The sequence below is a fragment of the Dermabacter jinjuensis genome (assembly GCF_902381725.1).
GTDB classification, from domain to species: Bacteria; Actinomycetota; Actinomycetes; order Actinomycetales; family Dermabacteraceae; genus Dermabacter; species Dermabacter hominis.
In genome coordinates this window covers 1,369,590-1,392,800 of record NZ_LR698963.1, presented here as the reverse complement: position 1 = coordinate 1,392,800, position 23,211 = coordinate 1,369,590, and the positions used below count along the sequence as shown (strand labels likewise).

The 23,211-nt window shown below is 62.1% G+C and carries 21 protein-coding genes and 1 pseudogene; 10 read left to right on the top strand and 12 right to left on the bottom strand.

From position 1 onward, the window contains the following. Nucleotides 1-200: 200 nt before the first annotated feature. The gene (locus tag FXY94_RS06160) at nucleotides 201-2,828 is read left to right on the top strand and encodes an MMPL family transporter (RefSeq protein WP_016664162.1); all 2,628 of its coding nucleotides are present in this window, start codon (nucleotides 201-203) and stop codon (nucleotides 2,826-2,828) included. Nucleotides 2,829-2,887: 59 nt separating this feature from the next. Further along, on the top strand, nucleotides 2,888-3,502 hold the full coding sequence (locus FXY94_RS06155) for a hypothetical protein (RefSeq protein WP_147594897.1): 615 nt from the start codon (nucleotides 2,888-2,890) through the stop codon (nucleotides 3,500-3,502). A gap of 9 nt (nucleotides 3,503-3,511) precedes the next feature. Here FXY94_RS06155 and FXY94_RS06150 read toward each other — a convergent pair whose 3' ends face one another. Further along, on the bottom strand, nucleotides 3,512-4,747 hold the full coding sequence (locus tag FXY94_RS06150; protein WP_016664160.1) for a threonine/serine exporter family protein: 1,236 nt from the start codon (nucleotides 4,745-4,747) through the stop codon (nucleotides 3,512-3,514). 380 nt (nucleotides 4,748-5,127) lie between these two features. Between FXY94_RS06150 and FXY94_RS06145 the strand changes: the two genes are divergently transcribed. After that, the gene (locus FXY94_RS06145) at nucleotides 5,128-6,726 is read left to right on the top strand and encodes an inorganic phosphate transporter (RefSeq protein ID WP_016664159.1); all 1,599 of its coding nucleotides are present in this window, start codon (nucleotides 5,128-5,130) and stop codon (nucleotides 6,724-6,726) included. Here FXY94_RS06145 and FXY94_RS06140 read toward each other — a convergent pair. Next, the gene (locus FXY94_RS06140) at nucleotides 6,723-7,268 is read right to left on the bottom strand and encodes a GNAT family N-acetyltransferase (RefSeq protein ID WP_040386503.1); all 546 of its coding nucleotides are present in this window, start codon (nucleotides 7,266-7,268) and stop codon (nucleotides 6,723-6,725) included. The genes FXY94_RS06145 and FXY94_RS06140 overlap by 4 nt on opposite strands. Before the next feature lie 255 nt (nucleotides 7,269-7,523). Between FXY94_RS06140 and FXY94_RS06135 the strand changes: the two genes are divergently transcribed. Both FXY94_RS06135 and FXY94_RS06130 read left to right on the top strand, forming a co-directional pair. Beyond that, the gene (locus FXY94_RS06135) at nucleotides 7,524-8,456 is read left to right on the top strand and encodes a DUF2382 domain-containing protein (RefSeq protein ID WP_016664156.1); all 933 of its coding nucleotides are present in this window, start codon (nucleotides 7,524-7,526) and stop codon (nucleotides 8,454-8,456) included. Between the two features lie 97 nt (nucleotides 8,457-8,553). Further along, on the top strand, nucleotides 8,554-8,982 hold the full coding sequence (locus FXY94_RS06130; protein WP_016664155.1) for a GNAT family N-acetyltransferase: 429 nt from the start codon (nucleotides 8,554-8,556) through the stop codon (nucleotides 8,980-8,982). Here the strand turns inward: FXY94_RS06130 and FXY94_RS06125 are convergent. Beyond that, nucleotides 8,975-9,403, bottom strand: a complete 429-nt coding sequence (locus tag FXY94_RS06125) for a tetratricopeptide repeat protein (protein ID WP_016664154.1) — start codon at nucleotides 9,401-9,403, stop codon at nucleotides 8,975-8,977. The genes FXY94_RS06130 and FXY94_RS06125 overlap by 8 nt on opposite strands. A gap of 133 nt (nucleotides 9,404-9,536) precedes the next feature. On the opposite strand from FXY94_RS06125, the gene FXY94_RS06120 reads away from it, so the two are divergent. The 3 genes from FXY94_RS06120 to FXY94_RS06110 all read left to right on the top strand — a co-directional run bounded on the left by FXY94_RS06120 (nucleotide 9,537) and on the right by FXY94_RS06110 (nucleotide 11,552). Next, on the top strand, nucleotides 9,537-10,247 hold the full coding sequence (locus FXY94_RS06120; RefSeq protein WP_016664153.1) for an ASCH domain-containing protein: 711 nt from the start codon (nucleotides 9,537-9,539) through the stop codon (nucleotides 10,245-10,247). Between the two features lie 62 nt (nucleotides 10,248-10,309). After that, complete coding sequence (locus FXY94_RS06115; RefSeq protein WP_016664152.1) at nucleotides 10,310-11,098, top strand: class I SAM-dependent methyltransferase; 789 nt, start codon at nucleotides 10,310-10,312, stop codon at nucleotides 11,096-11,098. A gap of 100 nt (nucleotides 11,099-11,198) precedes the next feature. Further along, on the top strand, nucleotides 11,199-11,552 hold the full coding sequence (locus tag FXY94_RS06110; RefSeq protein ID WP_016664151.1) for a VOC family protein: 354 nt from the start codon (nucleotides 11,199-11,201) through the stop codon (nucleotides 11,550-11,552). A 132-nt stretch (nucleotides 11,553-11,684) separates the two neighbouring features. Here FXY94_RS06110 and FXY94_RS06105 read toward each other — a convergent pair whose 3' ends face one another. The 6 genes from FXY94_RS06105 to FXY94_RS06080 all read right to left on the bottom strand — a co-directional run bounded on the left by FXY94_RS06105 (nucleotide 11,685) and on the right by FXY94_RS06080 (nucleotide 17,682). Then, entirely contained in the window at nucleotides 11,685-12,476 is a 792-nt protein-coding gene (locus FXY94_RS06105) for an ABC transporter ATP-binding protein (protein WP_016664150.1), read from the bottom strand. Beyond that, nucleotides 12,473-13,507: a FecCD family ABC transporter permease gene (locus FXY94_RS06100; protein ID WP_016664149.1), complete on the bottom strand. Its 1,035-nt coding sequence runs from the start codon at nucleotides 13,505-13,507 to the stop codon at nucleotides 12,473-12,475. The genes FXY94_RS06105 and FXY94_RS06100 overlap by 4 nt, the downstream gene beginning before the upstream one ends. After that, nucleotides 13,504-14,442: a FecCD family ABC transporter permease gene (locus FXY94_RS06095; RefSeq protein WP_172620173.1), complete on the bottom strand. Its 939-nt coding sequence runs from the start codon at nucleotides 14,440-14,442 to the stop codon at nucleotides 13,504-13,506. The genes FXY94_RS06100 and FXY94_RS06095 overlap by 4 nt, the downstream gene beginning before the upstream one ends. 51 nt (nucleotides 14,443-14,493) lie before the next feature. Next, the gene (locus tag FXY94_RS06090; protein ID WP_016664147.1) at nucleotides 14,494-15,546 is read right to left on the bottom strand and encodes an iron-siderophore ABC transporter substrate-binding protein; all 1,053 of its coding nucleotides are present in this window, start codon (nucleotides 15,544-15,546) and stop codon (nucleotides 14,494-14,496) included. A 53-nt stretch (nucleotides 15,547-15,599) separates the two neighbouring features. Next, a complete protein-coding gene (locus FXY94_RS06085; RefSeq protein ID WP_016664146.1) occupies nucleotides 15,600-16,487 on the bottom strand; it encodes a siderophore-interacting protein in 888 nt (295 codons plus the stop codon). 412 nt (nucleotides 16,488-16,899) lie between these two features. After that, on the bottom strand, nucleotides 16,900-17,682 hold the full coding sequence (locus FXY94_RS06080; RefSeq protein ID WP_016664145.1) for a GAP family protein: 783 nt from the start codon (nucleotides 17,680-17,682) through the stop codon (nucleotides 16,900-16,902). A gap of 196 nt (nucleotides 17,683-17,878) precedes the next feature. On the opposite strand from FXY94_RS06080, the gene FXY94_RS06075 reads away from it, so the two are divergent. Beyond that, complete coding sequence (locus tag FXY94_RS06075) at nucleotides 17,879-18,490, top strand: TetR/AcrR family transcriptional regulator (RefSeq protein ID WP_016664144.1); 612 nt, start codon at nucleotides 17,879-17,881, stop codon at nucleotides 18,488-18,490. 87 nt (nucleotides 18,491-18,577) lie between these two features. After that, a complete protein-coding gene (locus FXY94_RS06070; RefSeq protein WP_016664143.1) occupies nucleotides 18,578-21,175 on the top strand; it encodes an excinuclease ABC subunit UvrA in 2,598 nt (865 codons plus the stop codon). 293 nt (nucleotides 21,176-21,468) lie between these two features. Here FXY94_RS06070 and FXY94_RS06065 read toward each other — a convergent pair whose 3' ends face one another. The 3 genes and pseudogenes from FXY94_RS06065 to FXY94_RS11170 form a co-directional block, all read right to left on the bottom strand. Next, nucleotides 21,469-22,461 (bottom strand): serine hydrolase domain-containing protein, encoded by a 993-nt coding sequence (locus tag FXY94_RS06065; RefSeq protein ID WP_141740568.1) that lies wholly within the window; start codon nucleotides 22,459-22,461, stop codon nucleotides 21,469-21,471. 74 nt (nucleotides 22,462-22,535) lie between these two features. After that, nucleotides 22,536-22,838, bottom strand: coding sequence for a HigA family addiction module antitoxin (locus FXY94_RS06060; protein WP_016664140.1), 303 nt, complete (start codon nucleotides 22,836-22,838; stop codon nucleotides 22,536-22,538). Then, nucleotides 22,825-23,107 (bottom strand): annotated as a pseudogene (locus tag FXY94_RS11170) (type II toxin-antitoxin system RelE/ParE family toxin). The gene FXY94_RS06060 and the pseudogene FXY94_RS11170 overlap by 14 nt, the downstream one beginning before the upstream one ends. Between the last annotated feature and the right edge of the window lie 104 nt (nucleotides 23,108-23,211).

The window sequence follows — 23,211 nt, the reverse complement described above, 5'->3', positions numbered from 1 at the left end:
TCGCACCGGTTGTTCCGGTGGTGTGTTCGTTGTCTTCTCCCCCGTCGGACCCTCGGGGCCAACCGGTCGTGGCTCCATTCTAGGGGCGAAATTCCGCGTCTTCGAAACGCTGCTGCCGGGTGCGTACACTAGTAACGACTTCGATACAGCCGCCCACCCTTTTGGTAGGCACCTCGCATGTGAAGACAGCAGGAGCCGCGATGCTTGATTATTGTGCGTCTCTCATCGTGCGTGCGCGGCACCTCATCGTCGCCCTTGCGGCGTTGTGCGCGGTGTTCTTTGGAGCGTTGATTCCCTTCGTCGGCGTGAATGCCGACATGGCGAAGTATCTGCCGTCCGCATCACCGATGCGCGCCGGAACCGAAGTCCTCACAGATCAGTTCGATGACCCCGATCTTTCGACGTTTCGGGTCATGGTGGATGGACTCGCTGACGACTCGGAGCGCAAAGAGGCCCTCGCTGCCCTCGAGAAGCTCGATGGGGTTCACCACGTCACATCGTCAACCAATGCCACTCCTGCCGATGGCGACCCAGCCCGATACATCAACGGTGACCACACGCTCTTCGTCGTCTCCTCCGAATCCGACTACGCAGACCCTGCGGCGACGTCCCTTGCCGAGGAACTCTCCGCACTGAGCGAGTCCGGCCTGAACGGGCACTCCCTCACCTTCACGAGCGATAATCCGTCGACGAGCGGTGAGCTTCCCCTGTGGATCGCGGCTATAGCTGTCGCTCTGCTCGCCGCGATCCTTATCGCGATGAGTGCATCGTGGATCGAGCCTTTGCTCTACCTCGCGACGATTGGCATCGCCGTGCTCCTCAACATGGGATCCAACGTTGTCCTTGGCGAAATCGCCGAAGTGACGTTTTCGATTGCCGCTATCCTCCAGCTCGTCTTGTCGATGGATTACTCGATCATCCTCGCCAATCGATATCGGCAGGAACGCGCCGCGCAGAAAAGCCACGGTGCGGACTCCGTACCAGATGCGAGCGCAATCGCCATGCGCCGAGCCTTGCCCAAAGCCTTCAGCGCAATCGCCTCGGCATCGATTACGACCATCGTCGGCCTCCTCATGCTCGTCTTCATGAGCTTCAAGGTGGGCGCCGATCTTGGCATCGTCCTTGCCAAGGGCGTGGCGATTTCGATGCTGACCGTTTTCACGGTCCTTCCCGCATTCCTTGTCATGTGCGACTCCTTGATAGCGCGCACGCCAAAACCGTTCCTCAGCCCCCGCTTGGGCGTGCTCGCTCGGCTCGAGCACGCTGCACGGTGGGTCGTTCTCGCTGTGTTCGTCGCTATCCTTGCGGGATCCGCGTTCCTCCAGTCCCGTACGGAGACGGCGTACACGCTTTCGACCCCCGACCCGGTCGCCGAGCATTTCACCCCCGATAACGACATCGTGCTCGTCTATCTCAATTCGAATGCTGAGCACATCCATGAGATTGCCGATGCTGTAAAGCGCGATCCGCACGCGATAAGCGTGATGGGCTACCCCACCACCGTCGGGGAGCCGCTCACGAAGGGCGAGATGAAACGCACCTTGGAGGAATTTGAGGACTCGCACGACTCTGGGAACGCGAGTGGGAACAAAGACGGTTCCGACGGCTCCTTGGCCCTCAACGACACGGCCCTCTCGATGGTGTATTTCGCCTACCACGACGGACAGGCGGGAACCATGACGCTACAAGAATTCGTGGCTGCCGCTCGCGAGGCTGAAAACCTCAGTCAGAAGGGAGAACTCGGGTCTTTCACGTCGGGCGGCATCAGCCGGATTGAAGGAGTCGGCGCCCTCGAGCGCGCACTCGATTCAGGTCAGGTGCCCGGTGACGTTCTCGGCCGCGAGTTCACCCCGAAGCAGCTAGCGTCGGTGCTCAAAAGCATGAAGGGGCGCGGGAGCGAGGGCGATTATTCAGGCGGCACGAGCGATGCGATTCCTATCGACGAGGACGATCTCACTCAGCTCTTCGTGCTGCACCGCGCGCTACACGAATCGGATCCGTCCTGGACGATGTCACTCGATGACCTCGTGCACTTCATGCTCGAAGAGTCCGGGCAGGGCGGGCGATTTGAGGGGCAGTTGAGCACTGAACAAGTTTCTCAACTCGAAAGCGCCGCCGCAGACATCGCTGATGTTCGCGCGCGATTCGTGGGAACCGAGTTCTCGCGTTTAATTATCCGTACTGACTACCCCAAGGAAAGCCCGGAAACTCTCGCATTCGTCGAGAATCTCGTCGATCTCGCAGACGCCAAGGTACCCGGTGAGCATTTCTTCGTGGGAGATTCAGCCATGGTGTACGAAATGCGCGAGGGATTCGGCGCGGAAAATGTGAAGATCGCACTTTTCACGGCGGCCGCAATATTCATCATTGTGGCGCTCACGTTCCGCTCGATCGCCGTGCCTGCGATTCTTGTACTGCTTGTGCAGGTGGGCGTCTTTATTACGGTGAGCACCGTCGGGCTCCAGGGATACAGCATGTACTACCTCGCGATGCTCATCGTGCAGTGCATTTTGATGGGAGCCACGATCGATTACGCGATCGTCCTCACGACGTATTACCGGGAGGCACGGCAGGAACACGGGGTGCGAGAATCGCTCGCGCGCGCCTACGACGGTTCGATTCACACGATCCTCACCTCCGGTCTCATCATGGTGCTGGTGACGGGCGTGATCGGTTTTCTGTTCTCAAATCCGACGGTTGCCCAGATCTGTCGAACCATCGCGATCGGGGCGTTTGCGGCCATCATCCTGATCGTGGGGATCCTGCCTGCGCTGCTCGCCGTTCTCGACCGGGTGGTGGCTCCTAAAAACGCGGCGCCACGCGCATAGGGACACGGCAGCGAAAAGGCACGGCGCCGTTTGGGGCGGCCTAGAATTACCCTATGGTCATGCATGAGGTGAAGGTTCTCGTCCCCGAAGATCGGCTCGCCGATTTCTACACGCGTTTTGGCACGTGGCTCGCGGAAAGCGAGACGGCCCTGCCCAAAGCGAACGACGACGCGCACGAGAGGCCCGCGACGGAAGACGGGGGCCTTGCGGAAACGCGCCCCAGCGGCGAGCGCGCCGTCAACCGAGGCAAAGACGAGGCGCAACCGGCGTCGGACCGCACACCCCCTGAGCCGGAAAGCCCGCGCCGCAGCGCCGCTGCCGCTGCGCCCACCTCAAGCGATCACGACCTTCTCGACTGCGCCGTCGAGTGGTGGCGTTCCCTCAAACGAAACGAGCGCGATATTTTCACGCTTTTCATGGACGCTGCGCCGAACACGCTCGGAGCGCCCGAGATTGTGGCCGCGCTCGGACTCAAGAGTGAACGCGTCATCCCCGGTGTCCTCGCCTGGCCGCGCCGCAAGGCTGCCCGTGCGGGCTTTCCCCTCGCGTGGAAGTTCGAGCACGATGCCGACGGCAAGGCCCGCTACGGCCTTCGCAACATGCCGGAAGTGTCAATGAGCGCACACGAATATGCATCGCTATTGCGCGAGGCAAAGCGCAAGGTCGAGGGCTAGCGACCGCCCCTATCGCACGGCCGAGCGCCACCTCGTGATGAAGCCGTGAGAGAGGATGAGCCCGAACGTCATCGCGGCGAGAATCAGCAGGGCGGTGGAGAAGTCCTGTGCGATGCCGACCACGACAACCGTGCTGGGGCGCGCCGTCAGCTGCACCATCCCCGCCACTGCGCGGAACAGGTAAATGCCGGGCACGAGCGCGACGATGGCGGCGAACCCCACGCCTGCGAATGACAGGCGTTTGCGGTGCGCAACAGCGCTCAGCACAAGTCCCGCGACAATGCAGGCCGCGAGATCGGCGTTAATGACGTTCACTCCGCACGAAACCATGAGAATCCAGCGTCCAGCATGGATGAGCCCTCCCACGAGGATGGGCCACGCCGCCTGCGTAAGCGGCATCGAGAAGTAGACGCTGAACGCCATCGCGGCGAGCGCTGCCGCGAGCGCATCGACCCATAGCGAAGGCGTACGGGCACCAGCAGTAACGGGAAGGTCGCTCCCCACGAGGAGAAGCCCCACGACGAGCCCGCCGCTGATCGCGGCGAGGATGATCCCGCCATACACGAGGCGATGCCACCCCACCGTGACGTTCTTTCCCGTGACGTCGAGCGCGCCGTTGATGAGGTGTGGGCCCGGCACAAGAATCATGGCGGGGCACACCGCGACGAGTCTGGCTGCCGATGCGATACCAAGGTGATCGGCGACCCCACCAAGAATCCCCGCGAGCATGGCAGCCGCAAGCGCCTGGCCCGGCACGGCGATGCCGTGAGCCCCGAGCCATCGCCTCATACAACCGCCAATACCCGCTGCCAGCGCGATCAACAGGTACGACAGCGGGCTGCGGGCGCCGTAGATGAGAGCGAGACCCCACGCACCGGCGATACAGGCGAGGACGAAAAGCCATAGCGGGGCGTGCGAAATCGAGGCTGCTTCGTCGAGCCGAGAATTGAGCCGCGCGAGTTCACGATCACCGATGTCGCCACTGGCCGGAAGCGAGTCGATAGCTCGTAGCGTCGCGTTAACGCGCGCCATGTTGATCGCCTCGGGTCGCACGTGGACGGTCGTGTGCGCACGACCGTCGATGTCGACGAGGACGACGCGGTTCCATTCAACAATGCACCGTACCGGCAAGCCGAGTCGAGCGCTCAGGGATTCGACCGCGGAGATTGCCTCCGACGTGAGGTGGCCGTACCCCACGAGGGTTCGTGCCGCGGTTGCGAGAGCCCGCATCCGCTCGTCTCGCATGGGTCCTTCTCTCTCTTCGCTGCGTCTCGTATGTGAACGGCCCCGCACCAGAAACAGCCGGGCGTGCGCCCGTCTAACCCTAGCGCTCCCAGTACATGAAGGTTTCTTCATTTTCGCCTCATGGCAGTTTCATGCAGCACAGGCACCGTGATGGCTAACAGCACAACCGAGAAGGAGAAAAACCGTGCCCCCTCGCCGCCATCGCCCCTTCCTCGGCTTTCGCCCGCGCAGAATCCAGCCGTCTACCCCACGTACTTTGTGAAATTCATGGCCAACAGACTGGGAATATCCACCCAAAGGCAAAGTGCGCGTAACCTTTCAGTTGCTCTGCCGATGCATCATGATGCGGTCCACTCCCCGCCCTCGAAGGATTGTTCCTCATGTCTCACGACGTCCTCGAACCAAAGCGCCAGTTCCTTGGCCCCGATCGCAATTGGCACCTCGCCTTCGGTGTCCTCACACTCGGCACGCTCATTTTGTGCATTTACTGGGCGCTTGGCTACACCGACACTGGATCGTGGGGCATCCTCATCACGACCATCGTCGTGGGCCTGTTCATGGCGTTCAACATCGGCGGTAACGACGTCGCCAACTCGTTCGGCACGTCGGTGGGCGCGGGAACGCTCAGCATGAAGCAGGCACTCATGGTCGCCGCGATCTTCGAAGTGAGCGGCGCCGTGATCGCTGGTGGCGATGTCACTGAGACTGTGCGAAGCGGAATCGTCGATCTCGATGCCTTCTCCGTTCAACCACTCGACTTCGCCTTCATCATGATGTCGGCACTCCTTGGCGCGGCCCTGTGGCTGCTTGTCGCAACAAAGATGGGTTGGCCCGTCTCGACGACCCATTCGATCGTCGGCGGCATCGTTGGCGCGGCCGTGACGCTCGGACTCGTCACGGGCACCGGTGGTTTCGAGATGGTGCAGTGGGGCGAGATCGGCAAGATCGCGCTGTCCTGGGTCGCGTCGCCTCTCCTCGGCGGGATCGTCGCCTACATTCTCTTCGGCGCGATCAAGCGGTACATCCTCGTGTACAACGAAGAAGCCGATGAAAAGCTCCGCCAGCTCAAGATCGACCGCGCCGCGCACCGTGAAAAGCACAAGAAGGCCTTCGAACGACTCACGGAGATCCAGCAGATCGCCTACACGAATGCCATGGCGCGCGATGCCTCTACGATTCAGTCAGACCCCGATTACGACGTTGAGGATCTCGACTCGGATTACTATCGCGAGCTCCACGACATCGAAGAACGCGCCGAGCACATCAATGCCCACCGCGCACTCGATACATGGGTGCCACTCCTCGCTGCCGCCGGCTCAATCGTGATCTCCTCGATGCTCCTCTTCAAGGGCCTCAAGAACCTCCACCTCGACATCAACGGTGCGGGCAACATCCTCATCATGGCGATGGTGGGTGCTGCCGTGTGGATGGCCGTGTTTATTTTCGCGAAGACGCTCAAAAACGAGGACCTCTCCCGCTCGACCTTCCTCTTGTTCTCATGGATGCAGGTGTTTACCGCCTCGGCGTTCGCTTTCAGCCATGGTTCCAACGACATCGCGAATGCGGTCGGCCCGTTCGCCGCAGTCCTCGATGTTCTCAAGACCGGGTCGATCTCCGCTAATGCAACAGTGCCCGCTGCTCTCATGCTGAGCGCCGGCGTGGCCTTGGTTTGCGGTCTTTGGTTCATCGGCCGCAACGTCATCAAGACCGTAGGTACGGGCCTCACGAAGATGCACCCCGCCTCCGGCTTCGCCGCGGAGCTCTCCGCTGCGGGCGTCGTGATGGGAGCCTCGATGATCGGCATTCCCGTCTCCTCGACTCACATCCTCATCGGCGCGATTCTCGGCATCGGTCTCATCAACAAGGCCGCTAACTGGAATCTCATGAAGCCGATCGCCCTCGCGTGGGTCATCACGCTTCCCGCCGCGGCTGCGATCGGGGCCCTCGGCATCGTGATCCTGCGCGCCGTATTCGGCTAAACGTCCGTTTGAAATACGGGCTTTTGAAAAACCGGGTCGTGGTGCACTACCTCACCCACCACGAAATCGATATCGCCCACGCGCTCCCACCCGTGCTTGCTGTAGAAACGCTGCGCCCGGTGGTTATCAGCATTCGCGTTGAGCCATAAACCCTCCACACCGCGTTCACGAGCGCGTTGCTCGGCGGCTTCGAGGATTGCCGCCGCGACTCCTTTGCCGTGCACCTCGGGAACGGCGTAGCACTTGGAGAGGAGCCCCGCGCGCTGGAGCGTCACGCCTAGATTCGGTGCGGGGGCGCCATCTGGTCCGAAGAGCAGGAGCGCGTAGCCCACAAGTGCTCTTCCGACGGTTGCCACGAGCACATCGTGCTCCGGGTGATCGATGTGCGCAGCAAAATGTTCGGGAGTGAGATGCTCGCGAATATAGGCGTCGATGTGGGCCTGAGCAAGCGTCGGAGGACAAGCCAAAGGAAAAGTACGGGCCGCAAGTTCGCTAACAGCGAACGCATCGTGAGGGTGTGCATCTCGAACGATGAAGTCCATTTCTCCATTGTTTCTCACTCGAGCCTGAAAAACACACGCATAGCTCTTTCAGGCTCACAGCGCTTTGTCCAGCACACAGCAAGGTTCCTCTCGCGCGCCGGTCAGACTACGTGGAAATAACCCCAAGGAACCCATGGAAAGTTGGATCTCGCTTGGGGCGCAAGGGCTCCGAGCGCTCCACAAGAGATGCTCACGAGCTTCCCAAAGTGTCTCGAAAGTCTGAACAGGACAAAGCACGAGGAAAGGACAAAAGCCATGAACCTCCGCGATCAGATCGACACTCTCCAGAAAGCCACCGTTATCGACCGCGACGGCAACAAGATCGGCTCGGTCGGCCAGGTCTACCTCCACAACAGCACCGGCGAGCCCTCGTGGGTCACCGTCAACACGGGCCTCTTCGGCTCGAACGAGACTTTCATTCCCCTCGACGAAGCTCAGCTCAGCGGCGACGAGATCACCGTCCCCTACGAGAAGGACTTCGTGAAGGACGCTCCGAACATCAGCGAGGACGGCGAGATCACCCCCGAGCAGGAAAACGAACTTTACCGCTACTACGGCGTGAAGGACCCGGGCTACGGCACCGAGACCACCGCCAACGCGGGCGAGGTCCGCGAGGATCGCGACCTCAACCAGCAGGGCCTCGCGAATAATGCCGCCGGCAACGAGAGCGCAGCAGGCGTCGGCACCGCCGGTGTTGCCGGTACCGCGGGCGTTGCGGGCGCTGCCGGCGAGCGCGATGCCGCTAGCGACGTGAACCGTGAGGACTACGCCGCTGATGCGGATCGCCGCGAAGCTGGCGACGTGAACGACGAGCAGAAGATCACGCTCCACGAGGAGCAGGTCAACGTCGGTACCGAAAAGGTCGAGACCGGCCGTGTGCGTCTGCGCAAGCACGTCGTCACCGAGACGAAGACCGTCGAGGTTCCCGTTGAGCGCGAAGAGTTCGTTGTCGAGCGCACCCCCGCGACCGGCACCGCAACCGACGCTCCCCTCGGCGAGGACGAGGTCGAGGTCTCGATCTCCGAGGAGCGCCCCGTCGTGAACAAGGAGACCGTTGCAACCGAGGATGTCCGCGTGGGCACCCGCACCGTTCAGGACACCGAGAAGGTCGCGACCGACGTTGCGCACGAAGAGGTTGCCGTGGACGGCGTTGACGCCGAGGGCAACCGCAAGGGCGACACCATCTGAGCTGCTCTGAAGAGCTGACGCTCGAAGAAGCCCCCGCTAGCTCGCGTAACTGCGAGTGGGCGGGGGCTTCACTATTTCCGACGGTAGGCTAGCACCCATGGATTTCGTGACCTACGCGATCGATGACGCGCCCACGCGAGAAGAGCTTGTTTCGCTTTATGATTCCGTTGGTTGGTCGGTCTACACTCGCACCCCTGACCGGCTCAAAGCAGCGATTGGTGCCTCCCTTCGGGTTGTCACCGCGAGAGTTGATGATGAGCTTGTGGGGCTCGCCCGTATCGTCGGCGACGGACTTACCATCCTCTATCTCCAAGACATTCTCGTGAGGCCAAATCACCACCGCCAAGGAATCGGGCGCGAGCTCTTTTCGCGCGCGTTCGAGCCCTACAGCGACGTACGACAAAAGGTGCTCATGACCGACTGCGGGCAAGCCACACGCTCGTTTTACGAAGCCATGGGCTTCACTGAGACCCGCGACCTCGGCGACCTCAGCGAACAGGTGCGCGTTTTCGTGAGGTTCAGCTGAGCGGCCGCTCGATATGCGTGGCCTTGCTCGCCAAGAAATCGATGTACTTCGGGTCTTCGTCGGCAAAAATCTCCGGGCCCGCACCCATGTATGCGCGCATGAGCTCATCCGCCGCGCGCGGTTCGTTACCGAGCTCGAATTGCGCCTGGCCGAGCCGCAAGTGAATGAACGGATTGCCGAGAGCATCCGGGCAGTGCATGCACGTCGTGAGCGCCGCGTGCGCCGTCTCGAAATCCCCGCGAAGCACGTGCGCATCGCCGATGCTCGCAAGAAGCCACGTTGCTTGCGGCCATTGCGTTTTTGGCTCCGGGAGCATTGTCCAGGCAAGATCGAAAAACTCCACCGCGCCAAGGTAATCCTCAGCATCCATGCGTTCGTTTCCCTTTTCGGCGAGAGCGTCGATGTCTTCTTCCCAACTCATGATTTCCCCTTCCGTGTGGCGTTGCGCGGCCAGCGTTGCAAGAAAGGCTGGGCGTAGTTCGGGGTTGTGGAAGCTTCGGCCGAGACCTTCTAGATGAGGAAATGCTCCGCCACGGCGTTGATACGGTGAGGGCATGATTACGTCCTCGCTCAGAAAGCTCGTCAGCGCTGCAACCGACCATGCCAAGCGGTGCAATGACAACGGCGATCACACCGTGGCTGCCGCTCTCCTCACCAAGTCTGGCGGCACGGTCCTTGGGCTCAATGCGTTCCACTTTCTTGGCGGTCCGTGCGGCGAAATCTCGGCACTTGCGAACCACGCCGCAGAATGCGCCAACGATCCCGTAGTCGCCATCGTTGCCGTCTACGGTCCGACCGGGCAAGTGATCTCGCCGTGTGGCAAGTGCCGCCAGGTGCTTTTCGACCGTGATCCCGCAATTCAGTGCGTGATTCGCGGTTCCAACGGGCTCGAGGCCGTAAGCGTTTCTGACCTACTCCCCCATGCCTACGACTGGCGCACCGTGGAGCTCCCGCAAAAGATCTTCATGTGGGAAGGCTACGAGCGCGCGATTAGGGAGGGAGATAAGCGGCAGACCATCCGAGTCGACGATCCGTTCCGCCCCGGCCCCGCGCAGCTCGTTTTCGAAAAAGAGAGCGGTGAGGCCACGACGATCGACGCCTCCGTGACCTCCGTGAAGCCCACTCGCCGCGGCGGTCTCACCGAGGAGCATGCAAAGCGTGACGGTTTTGCGTCTCTAACGGAATTGCACGAAGCCCTCGATAGGCATTACCCGGGCCTCGCAATGGAAGACAGTGTCGACGTCGTGACGTTTGAGCTCACATAGGCAGAGCCGCTGAAGGCACGCTCCACAGTTACGTGATAACGCTTCTCATGTAGTGTGTGGGCATGGCCTCCCCTAGCGACATCTGGTCCGCGTGCGACTACGCCCCGACCGCCGCACGCCTGCAACCCGTCTCCGCCCTCGTTGCCACCCAACTGGCTCAATTCGTGGAAAGCCCCGCGACCGTCGCCGACATCGGCTCTGGGCACGGGGAAGGTGTCGCGGCACTCCTTGCCCAGGGCTACACCGTGACCGCCATCGAGCCAACCGGCCGGATCCGTGAGAGCGGCCAGAAGCACGCACCTGAGGCGACGTGGATTGATACCTTTGGCGAAGCTACAGGCTTAGAGACGGCATCTGGCGATGCGGTCACAAGCACCTTTGGGACAATGATTTGCGACCCTACGAAAGGGCCGGCGGAGTGGGCTCGCATCCTTCGCCCCGGCGGCATGCTCATGATGACCGCGTGGAACCAAGAGGGCTTTCTCGCGACGATGACCGACGCGATGAACGATGCCATTGCTCCCGATCGGTCAACACAGACCCCGCCACACATGGCCTGGGGCGTCGACGATGTGGCGCACGAGCGTTTGTCGCCGTGGTTCGACCACATCAGCATCGAACACCTCGACCTGGACTGGTCATTCGAAAGCGTCGAAGAGGGTATGCAGCTTTACCGAGGAGGAAGCCCGACCCACGCTTGGATGGCCGACCATGCCGGTACCCGCCGAGAGGCTCTTTGGACCGCGCTGCGCGATCACCTCGAGGCCCACGCCGATGATTCCGGGCGGATCCACTCGACGACCGGTTACGCACTTGTCACTGCCCAGCGTCGACGTGACACGGGCCGATAACGTCTGAGGCGTTAAAGCAGAATCCCACGGCGCACCGTTGGACATTTACCTACCTGCGATTAACAGGCAGAAACAACGACACACACGTACGATGCGAGCTATGCGTGACGCAACCTTTGCTATCCGCCAGGTAACCTTCGACTGCGACGATCCCTCTGCACTCGCTGAATTCTGGTCGTCCGCCACAGGATGCGCTATCGCCGCCGACTACGGAGACTTCGTTTTGCTCGACTCCACTCCGGCACTAGGCTTTCAGCGCGTTGAAGATCCCACTCCCGGTAAAAACCGCGTGCATCTCGACGGCGGCGGAGTTGAACGCGAAGCTTTAGTAGAGCGCCTCAAGAAGCTAGGCGCCACCGAACTCGGCAGTCATGAAGCACCGGGACTTGTGTGGACCGTTATGGAGGATCCGGAAGGCAACGAGTTCTGCGTGGGCGCCCCTACCCCTGGTTAGCCCCAGATCGGATCTGTTCAGCATCTCCTTGTTTCAGACCGCAGTCCACTGCGTGCATACCGAACCTGGGATCAGCATTTCACCGCCTTGAGCCGTCGGATCCGAACGCGCCACGGGACGGCGCCGGCATCTTCACAGTCGATGTTTGCGAGCAAGCGGAAGAACCACCGGCCCACGCGGATCCTCGAGGTCCACGCGGCATGTGATTCGGTAGGTCTCCTCCACATTCTCCTCAGTGATCACCTCGGCAGGAGTTCCCTCGGCAACCAATCGCCCTTGGTTCAGCATAAGCACGTGATCGGCATAGGCAGCTGCCTGGGGTAGATCGTGCAGAACGGCCATGACCGTACGACCTTCATCGACCAGGTCGGAGCAGAGGTCGAGAAGTAGGTACTGCGCCGAGAGGTCCAGAAATGTGGTCGGCTCATCCAGCAGGATGACTGGGGTGTCCTGGGCAAGGACCATCGCTAACCAGACGCGCTGCCGCTGGCCACCAGACAGCTCGTGCACGTACCGGTCGACGAGGTCGGCAACTCCGGCGCGTTCAACCGCCCGATTGATGGCCTCACTGTCGCCGGGTGCACTGCTACTGAGGAACGAGTGGTAGGGGTGGCGGCCACGCGCCACGAGTTCGCCCACGCGCAGACCACGTGGGGCCACGGTGGCCTGCGGCAGAAGGCTGCAAGTACGAGCCAGTTGTCGACGCCCCATACGGGCAACATCGTGGCCGAGCACCGTAACTCTGCCTTCGTCGGCCGGCCGCACCTGGGCCACAGCGCGCAACAAGGTCGACTTGCCACACCCGTTCGGGCCGATGACGACGCTGAAGCTTCCCTTCGGCACCGTGGCACTAAGGCGGTCAACAGCGGTCAGGCCACCGAAGCGAATGGTGAGCTCGTTCATATCGATCGCCGAACTGGTCATAATGAGCCCTCCCGGATTTGTGAGATGAGAACCGCGCCAAGGAAAAGACCGCCGATCAGGGCTGTGAGTACACCCACGGGAAGCCCGGCCAGGAACGCCACGTGTCGAACGGCGAGATCGGCCAGGCACACCGTCGTCGCGCCAACTAACGCAGCGGATCCCATCGCCGGCCGCCCGGTCAATCCACGAGCCAAATGAGGGGCAGTGAGCGCCACGAAGGCGAGCGGGCCTGCTGCTGCCACCGCGCCCACAGTCAGCAGAATTCCCACTAATAGCGCGAACGAACGCGTCTTGGCCGGGCGCGATCCGAGACCGTGAGCCGCATCGTCGCCAAGGCTGATGAGATCGAGATCAACACGTAGCCCCAGCGCCACCGGTCCCAGTAGTAGGAGCACCGACCAGACGACCAGAGCATCACCCCAGGTTCGCGCGGTCAGCGACCCCGTGAGTGCAGCCGCGAGAGCCATGGCCTCGGACTGGCGCGAGAAAACCAAGACAAACTGCGTCAACGCGGTGGAGGCCGCTGCAATACCGATCCCTGCGACGATCACCGCGCCGGGATTACGGAAGCCTGTTGTCGTGGCCCACGGGATGATGAGGCCGGCCGCGAGGGCACCACCCAGCGCGCCAAGACTGGTCGGAACATTGAGCGCACTCGCCACCGCCATCCCAGCTCCAGCTGCGGTGGTAATCCCAATGACATCGGGAGTGACGAGTGGATTCGCAGTAGCGCGCTGAAATAATGCTCCTGCCAGTCCCAGCGCCGCACCCGCCCCGACCGCCACGGCAAGGCGCGGTCCGCGCAGTGTCGTCAGAGCGAGGCTCCCGCGTCCGGTGAGCAGATCGAGCAAAGCTTGCGGTTGACGTGTAAGAGGGGTGCCGAGCCTGCCAACGGCCAGCGTCCAAGCGCAGGATGCCACTAGAGCCACCACCAGAATCACCACCGCGAGGACATGCCGGGTACGGCTGCGCTGGGCGAGACGGGCGGCGCGGTCCTGATTCGCGGCGAGGGAGGTAGGGGCCGCGTTCACAGCACGCCTCGTGAGCGGCGGACTACTGCGAGCAGCAAAGGCGCACCCAAGAGTGCGGTCACGACTCCAACAGGTACCTCAGCAGGACGCAGGACCAGGCGTCCAATCACATCAGCCAGCAGCATGAGTACCGGCCCAATCAGACAACACAACCCGATGAGCGCACGCGCCGAGCCTTGAGCGAATCGTCGGGCCAAGTGCGGTGCAGCGAGACCGACGAAGACGATAGGGCCAGTAATCGCTGTCGCGGCCGCGGTCATCAGAGCCACCGCGGTAAGAGTGAGAGCGCGCACACGTGCGGGATGGTGTCCCAGGCCCGCGGCAACTTCGTCGCCAAGAGCCACGGCATCCAGCCCACGTCCCACGGCGAAGAGCCCCGCGCCCGCGACTGCGATCACCACCACGGGCCACCAATCAAGAAAGTCGCCTACCGCCAGCGATCCCGCCGACCAATAGCGCAACGCGTCAAAGGCTGCCTTGTGGCGTAGGCTCACGGCCTGCGAGTAGGCAACGGCGACGGCTGTCGTCACGGCCCCGGCGAGTACCAACCTGGTGGCATCGGGGCCACGCCCGAAACTGCCAAGTACCATCACTGCAACCGTGGCCACCGCCGCTCCGGCGAAGGCTCCCCCGACGAGCTGAAGGCCAGCGAGGCCGGGGATCGACGTGACGGTAACGATTCCAGCTGCTGCACCACTTGTCAGTCCCAGAACCCCCGGATCCCCGAGGGGATTACGAGTGACTGTCTGGATCGCGGCGCCAGAACTGGCGAGGGCGGCGCCCGCAACCAGCCCGCACAAGGTGCGTGGGACACGTGCTGCCAGCACCTCCCGCACGTGGAGATCGCCGCCACTGTGGATGGCTTCCACCAGATCGGAAAGCCCGATAGCTTTACTGCCCAGAGCAAGACTGAGCACACAGGTGATACCGAGCACCACCGCCACGAGAGCGGTGGCGACCAGAGTACGTCGACGAGCCAGCAAGAGTTAGTCCGTCACCTTCGCGACGGCCTGGTCGATGAGATCAGTGAGACGCGGAAGGCTCCACGGCACGGTGAGCGGGTTGATCATGCTGATCGCTGTGACGAGCTGCGGGTCAGTCGGGGCCACCACGCTGTCACGCTTGATGGCAGGGATCGACGAGTAAAGCTTCTGCGAAGTGACCTGTTTCTTGGTCGCGGCATCCAGATGAAAGGTGAAGATGAGGTCAGAATCCTTGAGTTTATCGGCATTCTCGAGGCTGATGAGCGCCCAATCGGACCCATCGTTGGCCGTGATGGTATCGACAATTGGGTCGACCGTCAGGCCGAGCATGCTGATCAAGGCCACGCGTTGTTCCGTGGGACGAAAAATGCCAAGCGTTCCCTGGCCTTCAGTGTAGATGTAACTGAAGGTCGTGCCCTCCCAGTGTGGGTGCTGAGCAACAGTGTCGGCGAGGGTTTTCTTGAGGTCGCTAATGACTTTGTCGCCGTCGCTGGGGCGCCCCAGCGCCTTGGCCACCATGCGGATCTCGCCGTCCCAAGTAGTGGTCCAGGCGGATTTCTCGTAGGCGACAGTCGGGCAGAACGCGGTCAGTTGGTCATACTGTTTCTGGGTGAGCCCTGACCATGGAGCGAGGATCAGGTCGGGCTCGAGCTCCGCAATGGCCTCGACGTCGAGTTGCTCACCGCCGGCGAATAGAGCTGGAAGGGGCCGTCCCGCCTTCTCGAAGGCTTCTCGGTTCCAGGGTAGATGTCCATCCTTGTCAGCTCCCCAGGCATAGGTTTCAACGCCAACCGGGTAGACCCCCATACTGATGAGGGCCTCAGTGGCGCCCTGCCCGATCGTGACAATTCGCTGAGGCGCCTGCTTGATGGTCGTGGATCCCAAGGCATGGCGAATCACAACGGGGAAACTGCCCGCCAACGCGGTTTCGGTGGACGTTGACCCAGCACTCGAACGGTCGCTGCCACAACCGGCGAGGGCAGACAACGAGAAGGCTCCGGCCAGGGCGAGCAGCCCGCGACGAGGCATACTCAGACGCTGATCTGAGGGATACATTTCTGGTGTTCCTTTAGGTGTTATGCGGGCCCGACGCGGTCGCGTCGGGATGGTCAGGATTCGGCGTGTCCTTGACGCCAGTAGCTCATGAAGGCCACCCGATCGCGGGGGCAGCCTCGTTCGCGTACGAGGAAGCGGCGCATACGTTGCACAGCCCCTTTTTCGCCTGCCAACCAGGCGAAATGCTCGCCGTCGGCATCTCCGGCGGGTTCATCCCACAGGATTCCAGCGTCATCGTCAAGGTCATCGACCGCTACGCTTTCGGCCGCTTCGGGCGGCCACGTCAGCGTGTAAAGTTCGCGCTCGAGCAGGCTTCCGGGAGCCTCCCCTTCGCGGCACAGCACTCTAACGTCAACCCCGGGCGGGACCGTGAGGGGCCATGCATCCTCAGGGGTCGGCATCTCGATGAGAATCGTGCCGACGGCATCTGGGGCCAGCGAGGCAGCAATGTTCGCTATCGCCGGTGCTGCGGTTTCGTCGCCAGCCACCAGGATTTGCTTGGCACTACCCGGATGCCAGGCCAGGCCAATGGTGTCAATGTCCTTGAAATCGGCGCGGGGGACAGCTACGACGAGCCGATCGCCAGCAGCCACGGTTTCGATCCACCGGCCCGCGGGGCCGCTGGTGCCGTGGCGAACCACATCGACGTCGAGCTCGGCCATGTCTGGACGCATTGCCCGTGCCGTGTATGTCCTCACGGACGGCTGATCACTTGGCGGTAAAGACACGAGGGCGTCATACCAACCTGGGATACGCGGGATGTCCTCCAGTGCGTCACCGTGGTATCGGGGCAGCACGAGCTTGATCCGACGGTCAAGGCAAAGCGGAGCAGCCTTCTTAAGTCCTTCTCCGCTCAGGGTGACTCGACGCATCGAGGGGCACAAGTCGCGCACTGCGTCGACGCGGACCTCAACCGCGGTATACGAGAGCTTTGATCTCATGCCGCATAACGTACCACAATTAGACAAGGCTCGCCTTACTTAATTCGTTCGCGCCCGGCATTTCCGTGGCAATCATCATTGCGTCAGCCGTCGGAAACCGGACTCGATATCCGCCCCCGGTGGTTTGATCCAGACGACTCGCCTCAATCGCGCGAGGTGCATGGGGGACGTTAAGCCAAAACCGCAGCGCAACATGTTTGGGAGTTACTGACTTACGCGCCGTTCACCTGGGGCGGTTAGCTGACTCACCGGCAACAAGATCCGCGAACTCAACAGCTACCTGACACCCCCTACCGCGTAGCGCTGTACGCAGTCATCTACGGCACGCTCTCACGTCTCACGGGCTCCCATACCCCGTTCCCTAGAAGGAGACACCGACGAAGGCGGACCGTGTTGCACTACTACCTGTTGCTCAGCCCATCAGCCCGAGCCGCACCGCACTCCTGTACGCCATATACAAACCAACGATTGCCGCGATCCACAGCAGTGTCACCTTGGCTTCGTACTCCAGCCGGCCAATGGCACGCTCCAGCCGCGGAAAAATAGCGGGCCCCGCGACGCCCGCGATGACGCTCATCAGAATCGCTGGCAAGATCATGACGGCGCAGTAACCCACAATCAGCGCAATCTTGCTGGACATCCCCACTGACATGGACTGGATAATCCCCATCGCACCCAAATAGGGCAACATCGTGGCTGCCTCTACAACGGCGGCTCCCAACGCCAACGCCACCATACCGCTCACACTCAGCGAAACACCCCGGGCGAGGCGAAATGCCCGACCCTCCCGGACATCGGCGTCAGGAAGCGCAGCGGCAGAGGTAATAGTTGCGGCAGCGGCGTCGACACTCGCCACAGACGGCTGCTCCACCGAATCAGACCCTTTGGCTGCTTGCTTTTTAGGGTTTGGGGCGGCCACCCCAAAAAGGAAAAGCCCCACACCTAGAACAAGAGTCACCCATCGGAACCAATCGGCCTCGGCGACTCCAGAAAAACGCTGCACTACCGCTTCAAAACCGAACAGCAAAGCAATGCCGAGACCACAGTAGGCCCCACCAATCGTCGTGAGATATGCACCCAACAGGCCGAAACAGACTCGACGCCACACAAAAATGAGAGCAATAGGAATGACAAGAGTTCCTACGCTCAAGCTATCGACGAGCGCGAGACCAGCGAGGGCTAGAAAGTCTGACATGACGTTCTCCAATGGTCAGGTACGGAAATCGCGGCCATGGGAATGCTCTCCTCAGCTTGCGGAACGATGAAGGAGATTCCACATCCATACATTTGTACGAACTTTTCGATTGATACGATCGTATGGAACGTTTCAGTGAGATGCAACCAGGCAACGAACGGCTGGCAGCACTTGGGTCACGCAAGATTGGAGACTCATGCCCGTTGACCCCAACATCCCCTTCACCGGCACAGCGGCACTGATCGCCGACGCTGCTATTCGAGTGATGGTCAACCAGGGCCTCGATGCCTTGAGTGTTCGCAATGTCGCGGCAGAGGCGGGGGTCGCACCCGGGACTGTCCAGTATCAGATGGGAACGCGGGACGACATCATCGCGAAAGCATTCATGCGGTCTATTCAGCGGCAGGAGTCGCGGGCGCTCCGAGAGACCGACGCGACAGACTTTCACGCGGTCATCCGCAGCCGCCTAGCCGAGCTCCTGCCGATTGGTCCTGTCCAGCGTGAAGACGCTGCAGTGTGGGTTATCGTGGGCGCCGCCGCTTCCACACGCGAATGGCTAGCCGACTTATACGACGCCGAAGTGGAACGCTTCCGAGCACGTGTAAGCAACGGGCTTGCGGCAGCTGAACGGCATGAGAGCTTGAGCAGCCGACTATCGCCTGAACAAGGAGCTCGCTTGGTCACGGCACTCGTCAACGGGCTCACGATCGACTACCTCAACGGCCCGAAAAACTCGACTCAGCAGTTGCTGGCAGACCTCGATGCGGGACTCGCGCTGATCGTGGAGCCTTCCCGGTCTCAGGTCTAGAACGACAGGAAGGCCACGCGCCGCCCGCGACTGCCATTGGCAAGGCGCCGCCGACCAGGGCGCAGCTTGCTAGGTAGAGTAGCGACCATGACCCACTCCACGTCCGAGCCCCCGGCACCACGCACTACGGCACCTGCGGGTCACGATCCCATGATCCGGGTGCGCGATGCGCACCTTCACAACCTGAAACACATCGACGTCGACCTGCCCCGGGATACGCTCGTGGCGATCACCGGCGTATCGGGTTCGGGCAAGTCGAGCCTGGCCTTCGGCACCATCCATGGGGAGGCGCAGCGCCGCTACCTGGAGTCTGTCTCTCCCTTCGCGCGCCGTCTCATCGGTGGCGCGGTCAACCCGCGCGTGGGGTCAGTGACAGGCCTGCCGCCGACGGTGGCCCTGCAGCAGTCCACGACCCTCGGTGGGGCGCGCTCCTCCGTGGGGACGATCTCAAATATCTCGAATAGTGTTCGGCTGCTCTTTTCCCGCTCCGGCAGCTACCCGGACGGTATGCGCGAGCGGCTGGAATACGGCAGGCTGGATTCCGACGCCTTCTCCCCCAACACCACCGCCGGCATGTGCCCCGAGTGCCAGGGAACCGGAACCGTGCACCGGCCGACGGAAGACTCAATGGTGCCCGATCCCAGCCTGTCTATCTGGGACGGCGCGATCGCCGCGTGGCCGGGAGCGTGGCTCGGAAAGAACTTCCGGGACATCCTTGGCGCCCTCGGCTACCCGCTGGACATCCCTTGGCGGGAAATTCCGCAAGAGGACCGCGACTGGATCCTGTTCACGGACGAGCGACCTGTGGTGACGGTCCACCCGGAGCGGGATGAAAACGCCGTGCACTTGTCGTATAAAGGCAAATGGCGCTCGGTAGCCACCTACCTCACCGAAACTCTGGCGGAGACGGGATCGGATAAGACCCGCCGCCGGGTGCTCTCCTTCTTGCATTCATCGACATGCCCGACGTGCCAGGGCCGTGGTTTTCAACCGGATACCTTGCAAGTGAGCTACGCCGGTCACGCCATCGACGAATTCAACGACTTGGCGTTGAAGGACCTGCTGACTGTGTTGGAGGACCGCCTCGAGCGCTTGGCGGCGATCGAGAAGCAGCAGTGGAACGAACACGACGAGGCCGAAGAACTGCTGCTGGATCAGGTGCTGCCCACGGTGCGCGCGGCGATCGAGCTGGGGCTGGGGCACTTGAGCCTCTCTCGCCCGGCGCGGAGCTTGTCTGCGGGTGAGCACCAGCGCTTGCGACTGGCCTCCCAGTTGAACTCGAATCTGTTCGGCACAACCTATGTGCTGGATGAGCCCTCGGCCGGCCTGCACGTCGTGGAGCGAAAGGCGGTCTCCGAGCTGCTCAAGCGCTTCGTCGACGCGGGGAATTCGGTGCTTCTGGTGGAGCACGATATGTCCCTCGTCGCGGGATGCGATTGGATCGTGGATATCGGCCCGCGCGCCGGTGAGCGCGGCGGGGAGCTGGTGTTCTCCGGCCCCACTGACCAGTTCCGCGCCAACGCCGAGCAGCTGGACTCGCCCACCGCTACCGCCTTAAACGCGGACTTCCCCGAGCTGACGGACACCCCGGCCGGAAGTAGTGAATCCATCGGCCTTCGCGGCGTGCACGCGCGCGCCTTCGATGGGGTCGACGTGGACTTCCCGCTAGGGGCGCTCACCGCGGTCACGGGAGTGTCCGGTTCCGGCAAATCCACCCTGGTCACCGGGGTACTGGCCGACGTGGCATCCCGCGCGGCTAAGCAGGTTGTCGGCGCCGATGAGGTCTCGGTCGAGGATCCGGATGCTGACTTCACGGCAGGCTCCGACCCGACCCGGGATTTCCGGGTGGAGAGCGCAATGGGGATCGATAGCATCCGTCGGTTGGTTCACATCACCCAGAAGCCGATTGGACGCACGGTGCGTTCCACCGTCGCGACCTACACGGGTCTTTTCGATTATGTCCGCAGGCTGTTTGCCGACACCCCGGAGGCGAAGCGGCGGGGCATGTCGGTGTCGGACTTTTCCTATAACACGAAAAAGGGTCGCTGCCCGGAGTGCGATGGGGCGGGCAGTATCGAGGTCGAGCTGGTGTTCCTACCCGGCACGTACACCACCTGCCCGGCCTGCCACGGCAAGCACTATAAACCGGAGATTCTCGAGGTGCAGTGGAGCGGCCGCAGCATCGCGGATATCTTGGCGCTCACCGTGGACGAGGCGCTCGAGGTCTTCGCCGAGGAGCCGAGGATTCTGCGCTCAGTCGAATTCCTGCACGCACTCGGCCTGGGCTACTTGCGGCTAGGGCAGGGTTCCCCGGAACTCTCGGGCGGGGAGGCGCAGCGCATCAAGCTGGCCTCCGAAATGCAACGCGGCTCCAGCCGTAAGCACAGCCTGTACCTCCTGGACGAGCCTACGACGGGGCTGCACCCGGCGGACGTTGATCTATTGCTGAGCCAGCTGCGTCGCCTGGTCGATGACGGCGCGACGGTGGTCGTTGTCGAGCACGACCTCCGGGTGATCGCCCAGGCCGACCACATCATCGACGTCGGCCCGGGAGCCGGAGATGAGGGTGGCCAGATCCTCGCCACCGGAACACCGGCGGCGGTCGCTCAGCATGCTCTGCATCCGGATTCGCGCTCGGTGACGGCCCAGGTGTTGGCCGATCGAGCCGGCATAAGCCGTGCCTAAGAATCTCAACGCCAAAGGCCCAGTCGCCAGACTATTACGGCCCAGGCGATCTCCATCTTTCTCGGGGGCCAAAGTCGACTAACCCGCGTACCTGCCACGGCTAAGCAGTCGCGCTGCCGGTAATGGCTTCGCGGTCCTCACGCTGCCGCTCGATGACTAGACCATCCTTAGCAGCATCCAGTGAGACACGGAGAAAAATAACGCGACTCAACAGCGCTACACGTCAAAACTGAACACGGTCGAGTTCCGCTGGGGAGAAACATACGGCGAACGCTTCCTACCTCACTGGTGCTTCAAGGCAGCGAGCGGGCCAGTGCCATCCCAAGGTCATCAACCGAGTTCATCGTGTTGCTAAGTACGATCACGCCCTGCCCACGGCCGGGTTGAAGACTTATCCAGCTGCTGAAGCCACCGGTCATGCCGTTGTGCCACACCAGTGAGTTCTGGTCGATATGCCAGCCGTAGCCGATGCGCAGACCGTCTCTGGCAACGACTGCCTGATCCATCGCAGCCGTGCCCGGCGCGGTGGCGTCCAGCAGGGACTGAAGATATCGAGTCATGTCAGCAAGGGTCGATCGGACACTGCCACTGGGCGCTTCAGCACCCAACGTCCATGGCGCGGATCGCCGCCCCCACATGACCGAGTAACCGCGGGGCGCATCTACTCCAAGCGACGTCGGATCTGTTGGAACGAAGGTGTCGTCCATCCCCAATGGTGCGAACAGCCGTTCTTGAAGCAGTCGCGGAAAACTCGTTCCCGCTCGGCGAGCCAGCGCCTGCCCAAGCAAGGAGTAGCCGAGGTTTGAGTATGCGTATTCCCTTGGCCCCAGGCGAGACCGGCTCGCATCCGCAATCAGACGCTCGAGAGTCACTGACGAACTTGGGTCATGCACGAGCAACGGCCAAAGAGCAAGATCAGCGACGTTGCAGCATGTGCTCGCCATATTAGGCAGGCCGCTGGTGTGAGTAGCAAGCTCTTCAAGCTCGATGGCAGCCACCTCGCTGCTCGCCAGATCAAAGAAGGTTCCCAGAGGAGTCCGTCGGCTTATTTCACCGCGCTCCAGCATGTCAGCAAAGACCGCAGCCGTCATCGTCTTGGTGATCGAACCGATCTCGTACTGCGTATGACGACCCGCACCGAAATGAGCCTCACGGAGTACACCGTTGTCGATAACTGCGATACTGGCCCGGTCTCGAGGCCCGCGCGAACGTCGAAGAATCGTCTCGGCTTCACGAACGAGCCAAGGATCCCCCGACGACTCGCGGCACAGGCTCGGAGTTCTCATTCGGGCGAAGATTTCAACAGCCGCTACTCCTGCGACCACCAGACCGGACCCGACGGCCAGCCGTCTGCGAGAGCTCACGCGACCTGCAGGGGCGTGATCGCCGCGATCTGCTCCTCCGCGAGGTCCTCCGCACGGTCCAGCTCGTAGTGGCTCTGCAGGTTGATCCAGAACTCCGCCGACGTGCCGAAGTACTTCGCGAGCCGCAGCGCGGTGTCGGCAGTGATGCCCCGCTTGCCGTGCACGATCTCATTGATCCGCCGCGGCGGAACCCCGATCGAGACGGCGAGCTTGTTCTGCGTGATGCCGAAGCCCTCGATGAAGTCCTCCATGAGGACCTCACCCGGGTGGATCGGCTCGATCCTGTCAGTGGTAGTCAACGATCTGCAACTCCTCCGGTCCGGCGTCGCTCCACACGAAGCAGATACGCCACTGGTCGTTGATTCTGATGCTGTACTGCCCGGCCCGATCACCCCTTGAGGGCCTCGAGCCGGTTGCCGGGCGGGACCCGGAGGTCCTCGAGAGACTCCGCGGACCCCACCTGACGCAGCTTGCGCAGTGCGACGCGATGGATCCTCGGATCGATGGACCGCACGCGCTCACGACGCCACAGCCGTTCGGTCGCCTTGTCGCCGAACGATCTGATCATGAAGCCAGTCTATAACGGAGGCCGTCATTAACGCTAGACGTTAAACCTGAACTCAATCGAGTTACGGCGCCGAAGAACATGACGGATCACCACAGCCCAGGTCG

Coding starts and splice junctions, on each gene's coding strand:
- FXY94_RS06160 (WP_016664162.1), top strand. CDS start 201: ATGCTTGATTATTGTGCGTCTCTCATCGTGCGTGCGCGGCACCTCATC.
- FXY94_RS06155 (WP_147594897.1), top strand. CDS start 2,888: ATGCATGAGGTGAAGGTTCTCGTCCCCGAAGATCGGCTCGCCGATTTC.
- FXY94_RS06150 (WP_016664160.1), bottom strand. CDS start 4,747: ATGCGAGACGAGCGGATGCGGGCTCTCGCAACCGCGGCACGAACCCTC.
- FXY94_RS06145 (WP_016664159.1), top strand. CDS start 5,128: ATGTCTCACGACGTCCTCGAACCAAAGCGCCAGTTCCTTGGCCCCGAT.
- FXY94_RS06140 (WP_040386503.1), bottom strand. CDS start 7,268: ATGGACTTCATCGTTCGAGATGCACACCCTCACGATGCGTTCGCTGTT.
- FXY94_RS06135 (WP_016664156.1), top strand. CDS start 7,524: ATGAACCTCCGCGATCAGATCGACACTCTCCAGAAAGCCACCGTTATC.
- FXY94_RS06130 (WP_016664155.1), top strand. CDS start 8,554: ATGGATTTCGTGACCTACGCGATCGATGACGCGCCCACGCGAGAAGAG.
- FXY94_RS06125 (WP_016664154.1), bottom strand. CDS start 9,403: ATGAGTTGGGAAGAAGACATCGACGCTCTCGCCGAAAAGGGAAACGAA.
- FXY94_RS06120 (WP_016664153.1), top strand. CDS start 9,537: ATGATTACGTCCTCGCTCAGAAAGCTCGTCAGCGCTGCAACCGACCAT.
- FXY94_RS06115 (WP_016664152.1), top strand. CDS start 10,310: ATGGCCTCCCCTAGCGACATCTGGTCCGCGTGCGACTACGCCCCGACC.
- FXY94_RS06110 (WP_016664151.1), top strand. CDS start 11,199: ATGCGTGACGCAACCTTTGCTATCCGCCAGGTAACCTTCGACTGCGAC.
- FXY94_RS06105 (WP_016664150.1), bottom strand. CDS start 12,476: ATGACCAGTTCGGCGATCGATATGAACGAGCTCACCATTCGCTTCGGT.
- FXY94_RS06090 (WP_016664147.1), bottom strand. CDS start 15,546: ATGTATCCCTCAGATCAGCGTCTGAGTATGCCTCGTCGCGGGCTGCTC.
- FXY94_RS06085 (WP_016664146.1), bottom strand. CDS start 16,487: ATGAGATCAAAGCTCTCGTATACCGCGGTTGAGGTCCGCGTCGACGCA.
- FXY94_RS06080 (WP_016664145.1), bottom strand. CDS start 17,682: ATGTCAGACTTTCTAGCCCTCGCTGGTCTCGCGCTCGTCGATAGCTTG.
- FXY94_RS06075 (WP_016664144.1), top strand. CDS start 17,879: ATGCCCGTTGACCCCAACATCCCCTTCACCGGCACAGCGGCACTGATC.
- FXY94_RS06070 (WP_016664143.1), top strand. CDS start 18,578: ATGACCCACTCCACGTCCGAGCCCCCGGCACCACGCACTACGGCACCT.
- FXY94_RS06065 (WP_141740568.1), bottom strand. CDS start 22,461: ATGAGAACTCCGAGCCTGTGCCGCGAGTCGTCGGGGGATCCTTGGCTC.